The following is an 18,479-nucleotide window of genomic DNA, read 5'->3' as shown; positions in this document are numbered from 1 at the left end:
TATGATTGGATCTTTGACGACTCTCCAACCCTAGCCGAAGCAACGTGCGCCTTTCATCCATCAAATTGTCGGGATTTAAGTCTTTCGTCGATCCCACCAATTTCCAGGTGCCCGGCCAGCTCGTCGGCGTGGTCGGCCCGAACGGCTGCGGCAAGTCGAACATCATCGACGCCGTGCGCTGGGTGCTGGGCGAATCCAAGGCGTCCGAGCTGCGTGGCGAGTCGATGCAGGACGTGATCTTCAACGGCTCCACCTACCGTAAACCTGCCGGGCGCGCCTCGGTCGAACTGGTGTTCGACAACAGCGCGGGCAAGGCGGCGGGGCAGTGGGGCCAGTATGCCGAGATCGCGGTCAAGCGTACGCTCACGCGCGACGGCACTTCCACCTACTACATCAACGGCCAGCCGGTACGGCGGCGCGACATCCAGGACATCTTCCTCGGCACCGGCCTGGGGCCGCGCGCCTACGCCATCATCGGCCAGGGCATGATCGCCCGCATCATCGAGTCGCGCCCGGAAGAGCTGCGCGTCTTCCTCGAAGAGGCCGCCGGCGTCTCCAAGTACAAGGAGCGCCGCCGCGAGACCGAGAACCGGCTGTCGGACACGCGCGAGAACCTGCTGCGGGTCGAGGACATCCTGCGCGAGCTGAATGCCAACCTGGAGAAGCTGGAAGCCCAGGCGGCGGTCGCCAGGCGCTTCCACCAGCTGCAGCTTGAGCAGGAAGAAAAGCAGAAGTTGCTCTGGCTGCTGCGCAAGAACGAAGCCAAGGCCGAGCAGGTCCGTTATTTCCGCGAGGTGGAAGAGGCGCAAACCGCGCTGGAAGCCCAGACCGCCAAGCTGCGCAACGTCGAGCTCGAGCTGGAGAACATGCGCCAGGCGCACTTCAGTATCGGCGACCGCCTGCATACGGCACAGGGCGCCCTGTACCAGACCAATTCCGAGATCGGCAGCCTGGAAGCGCAGATCAAGTTCGTGGTCGAGTCACGCACCCGCCTGCAGAACCAGCTCGGCACCCTGGGCGGGCAGCGCGATCAGTGGCTGGCGCAGCGCCAGGAATACGAAGAGCAGTTGGCGGACGCCGAGATCACGCTGGAAGAACTCGGCGCGCGCGCCGAAGGCGCCCAGATCGCGGTGGAAAGCCACGGCGAGCGGGTGCCGGAACTGGAAGCCGCCTGGCGCCAGGCCCAGGACCGTTCGAACGAATCGCGCGCCCGCATCATGCAGGTCCAGCAGCGCATCGAACTGGCCAGCGCCCACCAGCGCAATGCCGCCAACATCCTCACCAGCCTGGCCGCACGGCGCGAACGCCTGCAGCAGGAACGCAACGGCCTGAACCTGCCGGACAGCGCCACCCTCGACAACCTGCGCCTGCAACTGGAAGAAAAGCAGCTGGCGCTGGAAGAGCAGACCATGCTGCTCGAGGAGGCCTCGGCGCGCCAGGATGCAGTCGAGCAGGAGCGCAAGGACGCCCACGCGCAGGTCCAGCAGGAGTCCAGCGCAACGGCCCAGCTGGAAGCGCGCCTGGCCGCGCTGCGCCAGGTGCAGGATCGCGTGCAAACCCAGGGCAAGGTCCAGCCCTGGCTGGAGAAGCATGAACTCTCGGGCCTGCCGCGCCTGTGGCAGAAGCTCGACATCGAGGAAGGCTGGGAAACCGCGCTGGAAGCCGTGCTGCGCGAGCGTTCCGGCGCGCTGGAAGTGTCGAACCTGGACTGGGCCAAGGCCTTCTTCGGCGACGCGCCGCCGGCGCGCCTGGCCCTGTATTCGCCGGCGCCTGCCGCAGCGCTGCCCGCCGATACACCGGGCCTGAAACCCTTCGCCAGCCTGCTGCGCCTGAACGACCCGGGCCTGCGCGGGGTGCTGAACGACTGGCTGCATCACGTCTACGTGGCCCAGGACGCCGCCGAGGCCTTTGCCGGGCGTGGCCGCCTGCCGCAGGGCGGCGCTTTCGTGACGCGCCAGGGCCACCTGGTCACGGCCTCCTCGGTGCGTTTCCACGCGCCGGATGCGGAGCAGGACGGCATGCTGGCGCGCCAGCACGAGATCGAGAACATCGGCAAACAGCTGCGTGCCCAGGCCCTGCTGCTGGACGAAGCGAAGAGCCGCGCCACCCGCGCCGACGCGGCGGTCAGCGAGCTGACGCGCCGGCTGGGGGATGCGCGCCAGCGTTCCGGCACGCTGCAGCGCGAAGTGCATGCGCTGCAGATCGAGGTGCTCAAGCAAAGCGAGATCGAGGCGCGCTTCAACCAGCGCAGCGGCCAGATCGCCGCCGACCTGTCGGAGATCGCCGCCCAGGAGGCCGAGCAGCGGCAAGCGGCTGCGGAAGCCGAGCAGGAATTCGAGCAGCTCGACATGGAACTGGCCGAGCTGCAGGGCAGCCACGAGGACGGCCAGACCGCCTTCATGGAAAAGGAGCAGCTGCTCGCGGACGCGCGCCAGAAACTGCGCGACCTCGAACGCGGCGCCCAGGAAGCCCAGTTCGCCGAGCGCTCCCAGCGCAGCAAGATCGAGGAGCTGCGCCGCAATATCGCCACCGCCTCCAGCCAGGCCGAGCAGGTCAGCGCCAGCCTGGGCGCCGGCCGGCTGGAACTGGAAGCGCTGGAGTCCGGCACCGCCCACGAGGGCTTGCAGGAGCTCCTGGAGCGCCGCAGCACGCAGGAGCGCGCGCTGGCCGACGCGCGCCACGAGCTCGACCAGATCACCCAGCAGCTGCGCCAGTTGGAAGAAATGCGCATGGGGAACGAGCGCAGCCTGCAGCCGCAGCGCGACCGCATCACCGAGATGCAGCTGAAGGAGCAGGCCGCGCGCCTGAACCAGGAGCAGTTCGCCGAAGCGCTGGCCACCACCGGCGCGGTCGAGTCCGAATTGGCGGACAAGCTCACGCCGGACATGAAGCCGCAGTACCTGCAGGGCGAGGTCACGCGCCTGACCAATGCCATCAGCGCCCTCGGGGCGGTGAACCTGGCGGCGGTGGACGAGCTGGCCCAGGCGACCGAGCGCAAGCGCTACCTCGACTCGCAGAACAACGACCTCTTGGCCGCCATCAATACGCTGGAAGACGCGATCCACCGCATTGACCGCGAGACCCGCGAGCTGCTGCAGGACACCTTCGACCGCGTCAACACCCACTTCTCTGAACTGTTCCCGATCCTGTTCGGCGGCGGCCAGGCGAAACTGGTGATGACCGGCGACGAAATCCTGGATTCCGGCGTGCAGGTGATGGCCCAGCCGCCGGGCAAGAAGAACGCCACCATCCACCTGCTGTCGGGCGGGGAGAAGGCGCTCACCGCCACCGCGCTGGTGTTCTCGATGTTCCGCCTGAACCCGGCGCCGTTCTGCCTGCTCGACGAGGTCGACGCGCCGCTGGACGATGCCAATACCGAGCGCTTCTGCCGCATGGTGAAGCGCATGTCGGACCATACCCAATTCCTCTTCATCTCGCACAACAAGATCGCGATGGAGATGGCCAACCAACTGATCGGTGTGACGATGCAGGAGCAGGGCGTATCGCGCATCGTGGCGGTGGACATGGAGTCCGCCGCACATTTCGCAACTGAGGCACAAGCAGCATGACTGATTTCCAAATGAGCCTGATCGCGGCGGCCGGCGTGTTCGTCGGCGGCGTCGTCGTCTACAACAAGTGGCAGGAATACCGTGCCCGCAAAAGCGTCGAACGCGCGTTCACATCGGAACATGACGATGTCCTGATGCGCAGCGGCGAAAGCCCGCTCGAGGGCGCTGCCGTGGAGCGCCAGGAACCGGTGCTCGACCTTGGCGCCGAAACGCCGCTGGCGCCGCTGGACCTCGAGCCGGGCGTGCCGCAGGACAGCATCGCCCCGGTTGCTGCGGCTTCAGTCGAGCCCGCGCCGGCAAGCGGCCCGCGCACCCCGACCACGATCGCTTCACTGACCCCGGCCACGCCGCTGCCGGAAGGCACGCCGCCCGCGGAACTGGCCGAAAGCCTGGTCGACCCGCTGATCGACTGCATCATCCCGCTGAACTTCGAAGGCGCCCTGCGCGGCGACAAGATCCTGCCGGCGCTCTCGAAGCTGCGCCGCGTCGGCAACAAGCCGATCCACTACGTCGGCTTCGCCGTCAGCGGCGACTGGGAGCCGATCGTGCACGGCGGCGTGTACACCAAGCTGCAGGCCGGCGTGCAGATGGCTACCCGCACCACCGCCCTGAACGAAATCGAATACTCGGAACTCGTCACCCGCCTGCGCGCCGTGGCTGATGAAATCGGCGCCGAGCCGGAAGTGCCGGACATGATCGAGGTGATGAGCGAAGCGCGCACGCTGCACCGCTTCGTCGCCGGCCACGACGCCCAGCTGGGCGTGAACCTGGCCGCCAACGGCGCTCCGTGGGCGATCTCGACCCTCATCCAGGCGCTGGAAAAGCAGGGCTTCGACGTGCGCCCGGACGGCAAGTTCTCGATGCCCGACGGCCAGGGCGGCGTGCTGTTCACGCTGTCGACCAACGTCACCCTGGGCGCCGACACCACCAACCGCCTGACCCTGCTGCTGGACGTGCCCTGCGTCGCCCCGAGCCGCGACGGCTTCGGCGCCATGGTCAAGTGTGCCAAGGAGCTGACCCAGCGCCTGGACGCCACCATCGTCGACGACTTCGAGCAGCCGCTGCTCGATCCGGCACTGGAAGAGATCAAGGGGCAGGTCGCCGAGTTCTACGAAGAGATGGAGGCCTCCGACATCCCGGCCGGCTCCACCCGCGCGCTGCGCCTGTTCGTCTGAGGCGAGCATGACGGTGCCACAGGAAGTCCTCGACCGGATGGCTTGGCTGGTCAAGGAGCTGAACCGCCACATCTACAATTACCACGTGCTCGATGCGCCGACCATCCCGGACGCCGAGTACGACCGCCTGTTCAAGGAACTGCAAGACCTGGAAAGCGCGCATCCCCAGGCGGTGAGCAACGACTCGCCGACCTCGCGCGTGGGCGCCGCGCCGATCCCCGAGTTCAAGCAGGTGACGCACTCGGTGCCGATGCTGTCGCTGAACAACGGCTTCATGGACGAAGACGTCGAGAACTTCGACCGCCGCGTCCGCGAAGGACTGGAAGCGAAGCAGGTGGCCTATTCGGCCGAACTGAAGTTCGACGGCCTGGCGATCAGCCTGCGCTACGAGAACGGCGTGTTCGTGCAGGCCGCCACCCGCGGCGACGGCTACACCGGCGAGGACGTGACGGCCAACATCCGCACCGTCAGGGTCATCCCGCTGCGCCTGCACGGCGACGATGTCCCTGCCGTGCTGGAAGTGCGCGGCGAAGTGCTGATGTTCAAGGACGATTTCAATCGCCTGAACGCACGCCAGCGCGACGCCGGGCACAAGGAATTCGCCAACCCGCGCAACGCGGCCGCGGGCAGCCTGCGCCAGCTGGATGCGCGCATCACCGCCCAGAGGAAGCTGCGCTTCTTCGCCTACGGCATCGGCCGCATGGAAGGCGCCGAGCTGCCGGAATCGCATTCGGCGGTGCTCGACTGGTTCGACCGCCTCGGCCTGCCGGTCTCGAAGGAGCGCGCGGTGGTCACCGGCTGCGACGGTCTGCTCGGCTATTACCGCAGCATCGGCGAACGCCGCGCCAGCCTGCCATATGAAATCGACGGCGTGGTGTACAAGGTCGACCGCGTGGCCGACCAGGCCCAGCTCGGCTTCGTGTCGCGCGCGCCGCGCTTCGCGCTGGCCCACAAGTTCCCGGCCGAGGAAGCCCTCACGCAGGTAGCAGCGATCGACGTGCAGGTCGGCCGTACCGGCGCCATCACGCCGGTGGCGCGCCTGGTTCCCGTCTCGGTGGGCGGGGTGACCGTTACCAACGCCACCCTACACAACGAGGACGAGGTGCTGCGCAAGGACGTGCGCGTGGGCGACACCGTGATCGTGCGCCGCGCCGGCGACGTCATTCCCGAAGTGCTGTCCGTGGTGCTGGAGCGCCGCCCAAGCCCGGAGCCGCTGCGCTATAAATTGCCGGACACCTGCCCGGTGTGCGGCTCGCACGTGGTGCGCGAAGAAGGCGAGGCCGTGGCGCGCTGCTCGGGCGGGCTGACCTGCGCCGCCCAGCGCAAGGAAGCCATCCGCCATTTTGCGGGCCGGCGCATGATGGACATCGAAGGCCTTGGCGACCGCTACATCGACAGCCTGGTCGAGTGCAGCCTGATCCACGGCGTGGCGGACCTGTACAAGCTCACGCTGGACGACCTGCTCAAGATGAAACGCCTGGCCGACGAGCGCGACGGCACGACACCCGAATTGGCCAAACCTGCCGTCAAACAGGGCAAGGTCGCTACCAAGTGGGCCGACAACCTGCTCGCTGCCATCGCGGCCAGCAAGAACCCGCCCTTGGAACGCCTGCTGTTCGCGCTCGGCATCCGCCACGTGGGCGAGTCGACCGCCAAGACCCTGGCCGACTGGCTGGGACGCTTCGAGCTGGTGCGCCAGGCCCCGGCGGCGCTGCTGCGCGTGTTGCCCGACATCGGCGGCACCGTGGCCGAAGCCATTGCCGAATTCTTCGCGGAAGAAAAGAACCAGCGCGAGATCGACGCGCTCCTGGCAGCCGGCGTGGCGCCGCGGGGCGAGCATCCGCCGCGCGCGCAGCTGCGCGAGAAGCTGGAAGAGGTCAACCTGCTGGCGGCGCTCGGCATCCCGAAGCTGACCGAGCCGCGTGCGCGCCAGTTGCTCGCTGCCGGCCAGACCCTGGAATCGCTGGCGCACCTGAACGTGTTCGGCGTGTTCGGCCTGCCGGCAACGGTCGCCACCGCGCTCGAGGAATGGATGGCGCAGTCCGGCCATCGCGAGCAGCTCGCCGCGCTGGCCCGGCTGCGCGCCGAGCTGCTGGCCCAGCTGCCGGAAGCAGCCGCGGCCGAGGGCATCCTCGCCGGCAAGACCTTCGTGCTGACCGGGACCTTGCCGACCATGAGCCGCGAGGCTGCGGGCGCCCTGATCGAGGCGGCCGGCGGCAAGGTGTCGGGCTCGGTATCGAAGAAGACTTCCTACGTCGTGGCCGGCGCCGAGGCGGGCAGCAAGCTCGCCAAGGCGGAAGAACTCGGCGTTTCCATCCTTGACGAAGCAGGCCTGCTGGCGCTGCTCAACTCCTGAAAGAAGAATAATATGACCCTGATTCGCAAAGCCGTTTTCCCCGTTGCCGGCCTCGGCAGCCGCTTCCTCCCCGCCACCAAGGCGCAGCCGAAGGAGATGCTGCCGATCGTGGACAAACCGCTGATCCAGTACGCCGTGGAAGAAGCCGTGGCGGCGGGCATCACCGAACTGGTCTTCATCACCGGCCGCAACAAGCGCGCGATCGAGGACCATTTCGACAAGGCCTACGAGCTCGAGTCGGTGCTGGAAGCGGCCGGCAAGGAAGCCCTGCTCGAGACGGTGCGCGGGGTCATCCCGAAAAACGTCAACTGCATCTACATCCGCCAGTCGGCGCCGCTGGGCCTGGGCCATGCGGTCCTGTGCGCCCGCCCGGTGGTGGGCAACGAGCCCTTCGCCGTGCTGCTGGCGGACGACTTCATGGATACCGACCCGGGGAAGAAGCCGGTGCTGGCCCAGATGACCGACCTGTATGCCTACGAGCGCTCCAGCATCCTGGCGGTGCAGGACGTCCCGCGCGAGAACACGCGCCAGTACGGCATCGTCAGCGCATCGAGCTACCGTCCGAACCTGGAGCTGGTGTCGGACATCGTCGAAAAGCCGGCCCCGGAACTGGCGCCGTCGACGCTGGCGGTGGTCGGCCGCTACGTGCTGTCGGGCTCGATCTTCGACCACCTCGAGACCCTCGGCACTGGCGCCGGCGGCGAGATCCAGCTGACCGACGGCATCGCCGCGCTGATGCAGGCCGAGCGCGTGCTGGCCTACCGCTACGACGGCCAACGCTACGACTGCGGCTCCAAGCTGGGCTACCTGGAAGCGACCGCCGCGATCGGCCTGAAGCATCCGGAAACCGCTGCCGGTTTCCGCGCCCACCTTGCGGCGCTGTGCGAGCAGGACAAGCTGCGGTGAGCGTGCGCCCGATCCTGCGCATGGGCGACCCGCGCCTGTTGCGGGTGGCCCAACCCCTGGGTGAGCGCGACTTCGACACCCCCGAACTGCACGCCCTGATCGCGGACATGTTCGAGACCATGCACGCCGCCAATGGCGCAGGCCTGGCGGCGCCGCAGATCGGCGTCGACCTGCAGCTGGTGATCTATGGTTTCGCAAAGAACGGGCGCTATCCGGATGCCCCGCCGGTGCCGGAGACGGTGCTGATCAATCCCATCCTCACGCCCTTGTCCGAAGAGATGGAAGAGGGCTTCGAGGGTTGCCTGTCGGTCCCCGGCCTGCGCGGCAGCGTGCCACGCTATACCAAGCTGCACTACGAAGGCTTCGACCAGTACGGCAAGCGGACTCGCCGCGACGCCGAAGGCTTCCATGCGCGCGTGGTGCAGCACGAGGTGGACCACCTGCACGGCATCCTGTACCCGACGCGCATCCGCGACTTTTCCCGCTTCGGCTTCACCGAAGTGATGTTCCCCGACCTCGATCCGAAGGCGGACGACTGATGCGCGTTCTTCTTTCCTCGCTGCTGGCGCTGGCCGCTCCGCTGGCCCAGGCCGACGATCTGTTCACCAGGATCGACACGGCGCCCAGGAGTGAATTCTGGCTCGACACCGGCTTCGCCACCGCCCACTTCGACAGCGACAAGGACCTGAACGGCGCCAACAAGGGCCTCGGCGCCGAGTACCGCTTCAACGGCGCCACCGCCGCCACGCTCGGGCGCTTCTACAACAGCGACCGCCGATGGTCGAACTACGCGGGGGTGATCTGGCAGCCGTATGCGCTGGGGCCGGTGCGCCTCGGGCTGGCGATCGCGGCCTTCGACGGCTATCCGAACATGCGCGACGGCGGCTGGTTTCCGGCGGCGATTCCGACGCTGACCTACGAGTACCAGCGGGTGGGGCTCAACGTCGGCATTATCCCGTCGTACAAGGATCGGCTGTATGGCGGGGTGTCGTTCCAGCTCAAGTTCAAGCTGTTCGATTCGGGTAAGTGAACTTGGATCCCGGCCTGCGCCGGGAGTCGTGGCCGCCAGTGGCGGGCATGACGGTCTTTAGGCCTGTGGCCCTGGCACGTCGTTCCGGCGAAGGCCGGAACCCAAGTTTGTCCAAAGCAGCGTTAGCTCTCTTTCGGATACGGACTCTTGCCCCCATCCGCAATGAACGCATCGATCCGCTGCTGCAGCACCGGCAGCGGCACCGACCCCAGCTGCAGCACCGTGTCGTGGAAGTTGCGGATGTCGAACTTCGGCCCCAGCGCCTTCTCCGCCCGGGCCCGCGCTTCCTGGATCGCCATCTGCCCCAGGTAATAGGACAGCGCCTGGCCCGGCCAGGAGATGTAGCGGTCCACTTCGGTCTCGACCTCGTGCTTGGCCAGCGCCGTGTTCTCCATCAGGTAGGCCTGGGCCTGCTCGCGGGTCCAGCCTTTGGCGTGGATGCCGGTGTCGACCACCAGGCGCGAGGCGCGCCAGGCCTGGTAGCTCAGCATGCCGAAATGCTCGTAGGGCGTCTCATAGATGCCCATCTCCACGCCCAGGCGTTCCGAATACAGGGCCCAGCCTTCGCCGAAGGCCGAGATGTAGGCGCGGCGGAAGTTCGGCACGCCCTTCTGCTCCAGCGCCACCGGCATCTGGAAGGCATGGCCGGGCGCCGATTCATGCAGGGTCAGCGCGGGCAGGCTGTAGAGCGCGCGCGCCGGCAGGTTGTAGGTATTCACCCAGTAGGAACCGGCGCCGCCGCGGCCGGCCGTGTAGAACGGGGCCTGGTCGTCGGGCACCGGCAGGATCGCGAAGCGGCGGCGCGGCAGGTAGCCGAAATACTGGTCGGCCTTGGCGTCGAACTTCTTGGCGGTCCAGGCCGCGTGCATCAGGAGTTCCTTGGGCGTCTTGGCGTAGAACTGCGGGTCGGTGCGCAGAAATGCCAGGAAGGCCGGCAAGTCGCCCTTGAAGTCCACCTTTTTCATGGTCTCGTGCATTTCGGCGCGGATCTTCGCCATCTCGGCCAGGCCGATGGCGTGGATCTGGTCCGCCGTCATGTTCGTGGTGGTGAATTCGACGATTTTCGACTGGTAGTAGGCTTTCCCGCCGGGCATGCTCTCGGCGGCCAGCGTGGTCCGGGCCTTCGGCAGGTATTCGGTGCGGAAGAAGGCCAGCACTTTCGCATACGCCGGCTGGACCTGCTCGCGGATCACGCTTGCTGCCTGGGCGCGCAGCGCCTCCTGCTCGGCTGCCGGCACGGCGGCAGGGAAGTTCTTGAACGGGGTGAAGAAGACCGTCTCTTCCGGGGTCCTGGCCTCGGCGATCGGCACCAGCGCCACGTCGCGGCCCTTGAGCGTGACCTGCGGCGGCGTGAAGCCGCGCGCCAGGCCGGCGCGCATGTTGGCGGTCTCCTGGTCGAAGTAGTCGGGCAGGGCGGCCAGTTGCTTCAGGTAGTTGCGGTAGTCCTCGAGCGTCTTGAAGGGGCGGCGCGCGCCGAAGGTGACGTTGGTCCAGAACGCGCTGTCGGCATTCACCGGCTGTTCGTACTCGCGGAAGCGCAGGGCGTCGGCCAGCGCCGCGATCTGGGCCCGGTAGACGGCGAAGTTGATGCGCTCGTCCGGCGACAGGGCCGTGGGCTGGATCGTGTCGAGCTCCTTCAGGATGCCTTCCCAGTAGCGGCGGCGCGCCTCTTGCGCAGCAGCATCGACGCGCGCGATGCTCGCGCTGACGCCGCGTTCATCCTCGGCACGGGCGAGCCGTTCCGTGACGCGCCATTTCCACTCTTTCGTGTAGATTGTCTTGAAGCGCGCGTCGGCGCTCGTTGCGGCCTGCGCCGGCGACATCGCCACGGCCAGTACGATACAGGCCGTCGACAGGACAGCACCCAATTTTTTTTCCATGGTTAACCCGCTAATGAAGAGCAGCACTGCTCGGCGAGGGCTATTCTATAGCGGGCTCGGCGCAAATTGACACTATTGAACATGTTTCTGGACGACCCTAGGCGATTTTTCCAGTTTGCCGAAACGACACGCTATAATGCCCAATGCACCGGGGGAGCAGTTCGCCCATCCCCGCTGTCGACCAGCGCCAAGCTTCAAGACCATCACAATCATCAGCGGCATTCATTGTTCAACGACGAAGACATGACGAATAGTACGGGAGCGCCGGAACCATCCGCCGGGAGCCGGGAGCTGTTGCTGCCCTGGCGGCGGATCGCCCGGCATCTCTGCCCGCTGATCGGCGAAAGTGGTTTTTGTGCCCTGTTCGGCCGCGCCGTCCACGTGATCGGCCCCGACCATGCCTGGCTTGCGCCCCAGCAGCCCTGCCGGGCTCCGGAACAGCTCTTCACCTCGCTGGAGGAACGCATGGCCCTCGTCGACGCGGAGCGGGCCGCCGCAGCCAACGAGGCTTTGCTCCAGACCTTTACCCAATTACTTGCCGCACTTATCGGAGAAAGGTTGACCCAGCGCTTGCTGGAATCGGCCTCGGCCACGACGGACACGGCGCCAGGCCAGCAGAAGAATGCACAGGAGCAGAAATAAATGAGCGACAAAGTAAGCTTGGGTAAATTGGCTACCGGCGTGCCGGGCCTCGATGTGCTCCTGGGCGGCGGGCTGAACGAGTTTTCATTCAACCTGATCACCGGCGCGCCCGGCTGCGGCAAGACCACGCTGGCACACCAGATCATGTTCGCCCTCGCGCATCCCGAGCGGCGCGCCCTGTTCTTCACCGTGCTGGGCGAGCCGCCGCTGAAGATGCTGCGCTACCAGCAGCAATACTCCTTCTTCGATACCGACAAGATCAATACCTCGATCCGCTACGTCAACCTGGCCAACGACCTGCGCGCCGGCGACTTCAGCGGCGTCCTCGAGCGCATCACCAGGGAGGTCGAGGACTTCGCGCCCAGTCTGGTGTTCGTCGACTCCTTCCGCTCCGTGATCCAGACCGGCAAGGGCGGCATCGAGGGCATGAGCGACCTGCAGTTCTTCGTCCAGGAACTCGGCACCCGCATGACCAGCTGGATGGCGACCACCTTCCTGATCGGCGAGTACCAGCACCAGGAAGCCGAGGCCAATCCGATCACCACCGTGGCCGACGGCATGATCGCGATGAGCCAGCTGCATGACCGCAATGCGGTGGTGCGCAAGATCCGCATCGTCAAGATGCGCGGCCAGGCCCACATGTCGGGTTCGCACACCTTCCGTATTACCGATGACGGCGTGCGCATCTACCCGCGCCTGCTGCCGCCGCTGGCCGACGACCGCGAACCGGGCGTGGCGGTGGACCGCGAGCCGCGCCGCATTGCGACCGGCACCCCGGGACTGGACGAGATGCTGCACGGCGGCCTGCCCCAGGGTCACTCGCTGCTGGCGATCGGCCCGACCGGCTGCGGCAAGACCATCATGGGATCGAAGTTCCTGCGCGCCGGCGTCGACATCGGCGAAAAAGGCGTGATCATGTGCTTCGAGAAGGGCACGGCGCGCCTGCGCAATGCCGAGCTTGCCGGCATGATCCAGTCGGGCCAGGTCACCGTGGTGGAAAGCCGCAATATCGACATGACGGCCGAGGAATTCGAGGATGACCTGCTGGTCGCCATCGGGCGCACCGGGGCGCGCCGGGTCGTGATCGATTCGCTGTCGGAGTTCAGCCTCTACCTGGCGCCCGAGTGCCGGCGCGACCTGCGCGAGGGCGTGTTCCGCATCCTGAGCAGCCTGGCCAAGCGTGGCGTGTCCTCGCTGGTGACGGTGGGCCTGGACGACCGCTCGGTCGACATGAATTTCGCGCGCGCCGACATGGCCTACCTGACCGACGCGGTCGTCGCCATGCGCTACGCCGAAGACGACGGGCACGTGAAGCGCTTCATCTCCGTCGTCAAGGTGCGGGGTTCCAGCCACAGCCATGATGTGCGCGAGTACCGGATCACGGACGACGGCTTCGAGATCGACCCGATCCCCGCCCAGGTCAACGGTGTCCTGTACGGGCGCATCGGTGGTTTGAGTTCCGACGAATGAAACATCCATCATGGGGACGTTCAATGAATCAAATGCTGGCTCGGTACAACGTTCCCTGATGGGCGAAGACAACCCTTCCCTTGGCGGTCTGCTGCGCGAGCAGGAACTGCAGCAACGCATCGCCGTCCTCGAAGCCGAGCTCTCGCACGCCCGCGTGCTGGCGCGCGAGCACACCCTGCTCGAAGCCCAGGTCGAACAGCTGCGCGAAGCCAACGAACACCTGGTCATGGCCACCGTCAGCGCCCAGTCGCTGCGCGACCTGGCCGAAGCCACCAACCGCCGCCAGACCGAATTCCTCGCCATGCTGGCGCACGAGCTGCGCAATCCGCTGGCGCCGCTGAGCATGGCGGCCAGCCTGATGGGAAGCGTCGGTGGATCCTCGCCGCAGCTGGCCCACGTCGCCGGCGTGGTCAGGCGCCAGGTCGACCACATGGCGCGCCTGCTCGACGACCTGCTCGACGCCGCGCGCATCAGCAGCGGCAAGATCACCCTGTCGGTGCGCCCCATGGCGTTGACCGCCGCCCTCGACCAGGCGGTCGAAACGGTGGCGCCGCGCGTCCGCGAACGCGGCCAGCGCCTCGATGTCGAGCTGCCCGACGACGTACTCACCATCGACGGCGACCCGGTGCGCCTGACCCAGGTGTTCGCCAACCTGCTCGGCAATGCGTCGAAGTACACCGCCGACGGCGGCCAGATCGCGCTGCGCGCCTGGCGCGCGGGCCAGGAAGTGGTGGTCGCGGTGAGCGACAACGGTTCCGGGATCGCCCCCGAGATGCTGCCCCAGGTCTTCAACCTGTTCATCCAGGGGCCGCGTTCGCTGGCCCGCTCGGAGGGCGGCCTCGGTATCGGCCTGAACGTGGTGCGCAACCTGGTCGGCATGCACGGCGGAAGCGTCACGGCCGACAGCGCCGGCGAAGGGAAGGGCAGCAGCTTCACGGTCCGACTGCCGCTGTCCAGCGCGGCTGCGCCGGTGGTGGATATGCCGGCCGGGCCGAGCGCCGCGGACGGCGCCTGCCGCATCCTGCTCATCGAAGACAACGTGGATGCTTGCGATACCCTGCGCATGCTGCTCGAACTGGCCGGCCATGAAGTCGCCGTCGCCTATGACGGGCGCGCCGGCCTGGAGGCGGCGCAGGCACGCCGCTACGACATTCTGATCTGCGACATCGGCCTGCCGGTCATGGATGGCCTGGAAATCATGGCGCAGCTGCGCCGTGAGCAGCCGCATGGGCGGGCCCCGTTTGCGATCGCCCTGTCCGGCTACGGCCAGGGTGAAGACCGCGAGCGCGCATTCGGCGCCGGTTTCGACCGCTACCTGGTCAAGCCGGCCGCGCCCGACATCCTGCTCGAGCTGGTCGGCGAGGCGCGCGAGATTCACCAGGCCTGAGCCGTCCCACTCAACGGCCGAGCACGCGCGCCAGGCGCTCCACCGCTTCCTCGATGCGCTCCAGGCGCGTCGCGTACGAGAAGCGCACGTGCCTTGCCGGCGCGGCAAAACCGAAATCGTCCCCCGGCACGATCGCCACATGCGCGTCGCGCAGCACCGACCAGGCAAAGGCGGTGCTGTCCCCGGCATGCGCATGCGGCAGGGCCGCGATGTCGGCATACACGTAGAAGGCGCCGTCCGGCATCACCGGCACCCCGAATCCGAGCTCGCGCAGGGCCGGCACCAGGAAATCGCGGCGGCGCTGGAATTCGCGCCGGCGCTCCTCGTAGATGGCGAGCGCTTCCTGGGTGAAGCAGGCCAGGGCGGCCTGCTGGGCCACGGTCGGTGCGCAGATGAACAGGTTCTGCGCCAGCTTCTCGAAGGTCGGCACCAGGGCGTCGGGCACCACCAGCCACCCGAGGCGCCAGCCGGTCATGCTGAAGTATTTCGAGAAGCTGTTGACGGTGATGACGTCCGGCTCAAACGCGAGGGCGCTGACCGGCTTGTGGTCGTAGGACAGGCCCTGGTAGATCTCGTCGATGATGGCGAAGCCGCCGCGTGCACGGACGGCGGCCAGCATGCCGCGCAGCTGTTCCGGCGTCATCGAGGTGCCGGTCGGGTTCGAGGGCGAGGCGACCAGCACGCCGCGCGTGCGCTCGTTCCAGTGTCCTTCGACGTGGGCGGCGTTCAGCTGGTAGCGCTCCGCGCTGCCCGACGGCACCAGCACCGGCTTGCCGCCGAAGGCGGAGACGAAATGGCGGTTGCAGGGATAGCAGGGATCCGGCATCAGGACCTCGTCGCCATCGGCCACCAGGGCGGCGCAGGCCAGCAGCAGGCCGGCGGAGGCCCCGGCGGTGACGACGATGCGGCGCGGGTCGATGTCGAGCCCGTGGGTGGCGGCATAGTGGCCGGAGATCGCTTCGCGCAGCTCGCGCAGGCCGAGCGAATCGGTGTACTGGGTCACGCCGCCCTTGATGGCTACCATCGCCGCATGGGCGACGATGTCCGGGGCGGTGAAATCGGGTTCGCCGACGCTCATGCTGATGACGTCGATGCCGCTGCGCTTCATTTCGCCGGCGGCTTTTACCATCTCCATGACGCGGAAGGGTTCGATGGCGTGGACGCGCTGGGCGACCTGGAGGGCGCGCAGGGCCTGGGTTTCGGTGGGGGAAGTGGTAGACATGCCGGAATCCGTAAAATCTGATCCGCCATCTTACCGTAGGGTGGGCGGCTTCGCCGCCCACGCGTTCAAGCAGTTCGTGAACAGTCGCGCCGCATCAATTCCCGGGGGAGTTGAACGCGCGGTCGGCAGAGCCGACCACCCTACTGGTGCGCGTGATGTGTCGCCGTCAACCTGCGCATCAGCGGCAGTGCCGCCAGCGCAATCAGCGTGCAGCCGATCGCCGCGATGCCCAGCTTGTTGAACAGCCCAGTATAGACCGGCAAGGTCTGCAGCGGGTCCGTCATGCCCTGCGGCACCGCGGCCAGGTTCGCCACCACACCGCCCAGGTACTGCGAAATGCCGACGGCGACGAAGTACGCGCCCATCATGAAGCCGCCCATGCGCGCCGGCACGTAGCGGGCGATCATGGCCAGGCCCAGGCCGCTCACCAGGAGCTCGCCCAGCGAGTACAGGCCATAGCCGGCGATCATGATCCACGACGAGGTCAGGCCGTTCACGGCGAACGCGCCGGCGACCCCGTAGGTGAAGAAGCCGGCTGCCACCACGGCGAAGCCGAGCGCGAACTTGGCGGCGATCGACAGGTCCTTGCCGCTGTTGCCGGCGCGGGTGTAGAGCAGGGCCAGCACCGGGCTCAAGACCATGATCCAGATCGCGTTGAGCGCCTGGAACTGGGCCGGCGACCAGGTCCAGAAGTGGGCGCCGAGCACGGTGAACTCCAGGTCGACGTTACGCAGGGCGAACAGCGACAGCGAGGTCGACATCTGCTGGTAGAAGATGAAGAAGAACACGGTCTGCAGGGTCAATACCAGGGCCGCGATCAGGCCGGCGCGCTCGTTCGGCTGGCTGCTGCGGATCAGGTGGACGAAAATGCCGAGCACGACGAAGCCGGCCACGTACACGAAGGCGCGCGCCAGGTCGCGGTACTCGAGGATGACGGCCGAGGCGGCGACGGCCACCACGCCGCCCGCCAGTACCGCCAGCAGGCGGTTCACGCGCAGCGGCTCCGCGTCCGGCGGCGAGCCGATGTGGCCGATGGTCTTGCGCAGCAGGCCGACCGTCAGCAGGCCGACCGTCAGGCCGACACTGCACACCGCGAAGGCCACGTGCCAGCCGAGGTTGCCGCCATAGGCCGCGTTGACGTAGTCCTTGATCCAGGGCGTGGCCAGCATCGAGAAGGTCGAGCCGACGTTCACCGCCATGTAATAGATGGTGAAGGCGCTGTCGATCTTGGAATCGTCGCCTTCGTAGATCTTGCGCACCAGGTTGGCGGTGTTGGGCTTGAACAGGCCGTTGCCGACCACGATCACGCCCAGCGCGGAGAAGGTCATCCAGGTGTTGGTGGTCGGCACCGCCATCAGGGCGTAGCCGAGGGTGAGGATGAGCGCGCCCAGGATCATGCAGCGCCGCGTGCCCAGCACCTTGTCGCCGACCCAGCCGCCGATGGCCGGGGCCACGTAGATCAGCGCGGCCGCCGCGCCCCAGACCAGGTTGGCGCGGCTGTCTTCGAAGCCGAGGCGCTGGACCATGAAATACACGATCAGCGCCTGCATGCCGTAGTAGCCGAAGCGCTCCCACAGTTCGATCAGGGCAATCGTGAGGAAGGCGCGGGTCTGGCTCACGGGGTGGGCCGCTTGTGGCGGCATGTCGTTCTTCATGTCTCTCCCTTGTAAGGACGGGCGGCGGGAATACCGGCACGGATCGGGCGATCCTACGCCAGGCACATGGAAGATGCAATCTTGACAGGCGTTGCTGCCAATGCGATAACATGGCGTTTTGCCTGGCTCAAACGGGCCGGCATTTTTCGCGCGAGGTATATGTATGAAGCGTCTTCCCGTCCTGTGGTGCGCCGCCGCGTGGCTGGCATGGAGCGGCGTAGCGAGCGCCGCTCCCGCGGCGCCGGCGCGCCCGGTTCCGGCTGCGATGCCGGTGGCCGACCACCACCAGTATGTCTACAGCCCGGCGGCGGCGGCCTTCATGTCGGCCACCAGCGCCATGCATCCGGTGTCGGCGCAGGACCTGATCCCGCAGCTGGATGCGGCCGGCATCGAACGCGCCGCCGTGCTGTCGGTCGCCTATGTCTACGGACAGCCGGCGCGCTCGCTCGCGGAAGAGTATGCGCGGGTGCGTGCCGAGAACGACTGGGCCGCGCGCCAGGCTGCCGAATATCCCGAACGGCTGGTGGCGCTGTGCAGCGTCGACCCGCTCAGGGACTATGCACTGGCCGAACTGGCGCGCTGCGCCGCGAGCCCGGAGTTCGGGCGCGGCATCAAGCTGCAGCCGGCTTCGGGCGGCGCCCTGCTGGACGACCCGCAGCAGGTCGAGCGCCTGCGCCGCGTATTCCGCTCGGCCAATGCGCGCGGCATGGCGATCGTCCTGCAGCTGCAGGAGACCGGCGTAGGCGAGGCGCGCCTGCTGCTTGAGCAACTGTTGCCGCATGCGCCCGACGTTCCGGTCCAGGTCGCGTATACGGGCGACAAAGCCGGCGCGCGCGACGCCTCGCCGCAGCTGGCCGCGCTGGCGGTGCTGGCCGATGCCGCCGCGCGCCAGGATCCGCGCATGCGCCACGTCTGGGTCGACGTCACGGCCTTTGCCCGCCCCGGCCTGTCGGCCGCCGACGCGCGCCGCCTGGTGCGGCGCCTGCGCCAGGTCGGCATGGGGCGGGTGCTGTACGGCTCGGACGCCGAGATCGGCATGGACGTGCGCCCGCGCGAGGCCTGGGCGGCCTTCCGCAGCCTGCCGCTCACCGATGCCGAAGCGGCGCGGGTGGCGAACAACGTGATGTCCTACCTGCGCTAGGGTTTTCGCCGTCTTGTGTGCGCGCCCTAACCGAAGGACGGGCCTG

The 18,479-nt window shown here is 67.4% G+C and carries 13 protein-coding genes; 10 read left to right on the top strand and 3 right to left on the bottom strand.

Features of this window, described 5'->3' with window-relative positions; translation table 11 throughout:
- Positions 1 to 44 precede the first annotated feature (44 nt).
- From smc to YWC_RS0110535, 6 genes are read left to right on the top strand one after another with little or no spacing between them, the layout of a single operon-like run.
- The gene (gene smc, locus YWC_RS0110560) at positions 45 to 3,569 is read left to right on the top strand and encodes a chromosome segregation protein SMC (protein WP_027865335.1); all 3,525 of its coding nucleotides are present in this window, start codon (positions 45 to 47) and stop codon (positions 3,567 to 3,569) included.
- Entirely contained in the window at positions 3,566 to 4,744 is a 1,179-nt protein-coding gene (locus YWC_RS0110555; protein WP_027865334.1) for a cell division protein ZipA C-terminal FtsZ-binding domain-containing protein, read from the top strand. Before smc ends, YWC_RS0110555 begins: the two co-directional genes overlap by 4 nt.
- A 7-nt stretch (positions 4,745 to 4,751) precedes the next feature.
- Positions 4,752 to 7,100 (top strand): NAD-dependent DNA ligase LigA, encoded by a 2,349-nt coding sequence (ligA, locus tag YWC_RS0110550; RefSeq protein WP_027865333.1) that lies wholly within the window; start codon positions 4,752 to 4,754, stop codon positions 7,098 to 7,100.
- A 12-nt stretch (positions 7,101 to 7,112) separates the two neighbouring features.
- Positions 7,113 to 8,006 (top strand): UTP--glucose-1-phosphate uridylyltransferase GalU, encoded by an 894-nt coding sequence (gene galU / locus YWC_RS0110545; protein ID WP_027865332.1) that lies wholly within the window; start codon positions 7,113 to 7,115, stop codon positions 8,004 to 8,006.
- Positions 8,003 to 8,545: a peptide deformylase gene (gene def / locus YWC_RS0110540; RefSeq protein ID WP_027865331.1), complete on the top strand. Its 543-nt coding sequence runs from the start codon at positions 8,003 to 8,005 to the stop codon at positions 8,543 to 8,545. Before galU ends, def begins: the two co-directional genes overlap by 4 nt.
- Entirely contained in the window at positions 8,545 to 9,036 is a 492-nt protein-coding gene (locus tag YWC_RS0110535; RefSeq protein ID WP_036214027.1) for a hypothetical protein, read from the top strand. The genes def and YWC_RS0110535 overlap by 1 nt, the downstream gene beginning before the upstream one ends.
- A 122-nt stretch (positions 9,037 to 9,158) precedes the next feature.
- On the opposite strand, the gene YWC_RS0110530 is transcribed toward YWC_RS0110535, so the two are convergent.
- Positions 9,159 to 10,916 carry a DUF885 domain-containing protein gene (locus YWC_RS0110530; RefSeq protein ID WP_027865329.1) on the bottom strand — a complete coding sequence of 586 codons (1,758 nt, stop codon included), beginning with the start codon at positions 10,914 to 10,916 and terminating at the stop codon, positions 9,159 to 9,161.
- A gap of 81 nt (positions 10,917 to 10,997) precedes the next feature.
- Between YWC_RS0110530 and YWC_RS0110525 the strand changes: the two genes are divergently transcribed.
- From YWC_RS0110525 to YWC_RS29035, 3 genes are read left to right on the top strand one after another with little or no spacing between them, the layout of a single operon-like run.
- Positions 10,998 to 11,558 carry a hypothetical protein gene (locus YWC_RS0110525; protein WP_229413073.1) on the top strand — a complete coding sequence of 187 codons (561 nt, stop codon included), beginning with the start codon at positions 10,998 to 11,000 and terminating at the stop codon, positions 11,556 to 11,558.
- Positions 11,559 to 13,028 (top strand): ATPase domain-containing protein, encoded by a 1,470-nt coding sequence (locus tag YWC_RS0110520; RefSeq protein ID WP_027865327.1) that lies wholly within the window; start codon positions 11,559 to 11,561, stop codon positions 13,026 to 13,028.
- 58 nt (positions 13,029 to 13,086) lie between these two features.
- Positions 13,087 to 14,415 carry a hybrid sensor histidine kinase/response regulator gene (locus YWC_RS29035; protein WP_229413072.1) on the top strand — a complete coding sequence of 443 codons (1,329 nt, stop codon included), beginning with the start codon at positions 13,087 to 13,089 and terminating at the stop codon, positions 14,413 to 14,415.
- Between the two features lie 10 nt (positions 14,416 to 14,425).
- Here YWC_RS29035 and YWC_RS0110510 read toward each other — a convergent pair whose 3' ends face one another.
- The gene (locus tag YWC_RS0110510) at positions 14,426 to 15,637 is read right to left on the bottom strand and encodes a pyridoxal phosphate-dependent aminotransferase (RefSeq protein ID WP_051306377.1); all 1,212 of its coding nucleotides are present in this window, start codon (positions 15,635 to 15,637) and stop codon (positions 14,426 to 14,428) included.
- 140 nt (positions 15,638 to 15,777) lie between these two features.
- Entirely contained in the window at positions 15,778 to 17,292 is a 1,515-nt protein-coding gene (locus YWC_RS0110505) for a peptide MFS transporter (RefSeq protein WP_229413071.1), read from the bottom strand.
- 163 nt (positions 17,293 to 17,455) lie between these two features.
- On the opposite strand from YWC_RS0110505, the gene YWC_RS0110500 reads away from it, so the two are divergent.
- Positions 17,456 to 18,433: an amidohydrolase family protein gene (locus YWC_RS0110500; RefSeq protein WP_036214022.1), complete on the top strand. Its 978-nt coding sequence runs from the start codon at positions 17,456 to 17,458 to the stop codon at positions 18,431 to 18,433.
- Positions 18,434 to 18,479: the final 46 nt, after the last annotated feature.

The sequence above is a fragment of the Massilia alkalitolerans DSM 17462 genome (assembly GCF_000427785.1).
Taxonomy (GTDB): domain Bacteria; phylum Pseudomonadota; class Gammaproteobacteria; order Burkholderiales; family Burkholderiaceae_D; genus Telluria; species Telluria alkalitolerans.
This window is presented reverse-complemented; position numbering and strand designations above follow the sequence as displayed.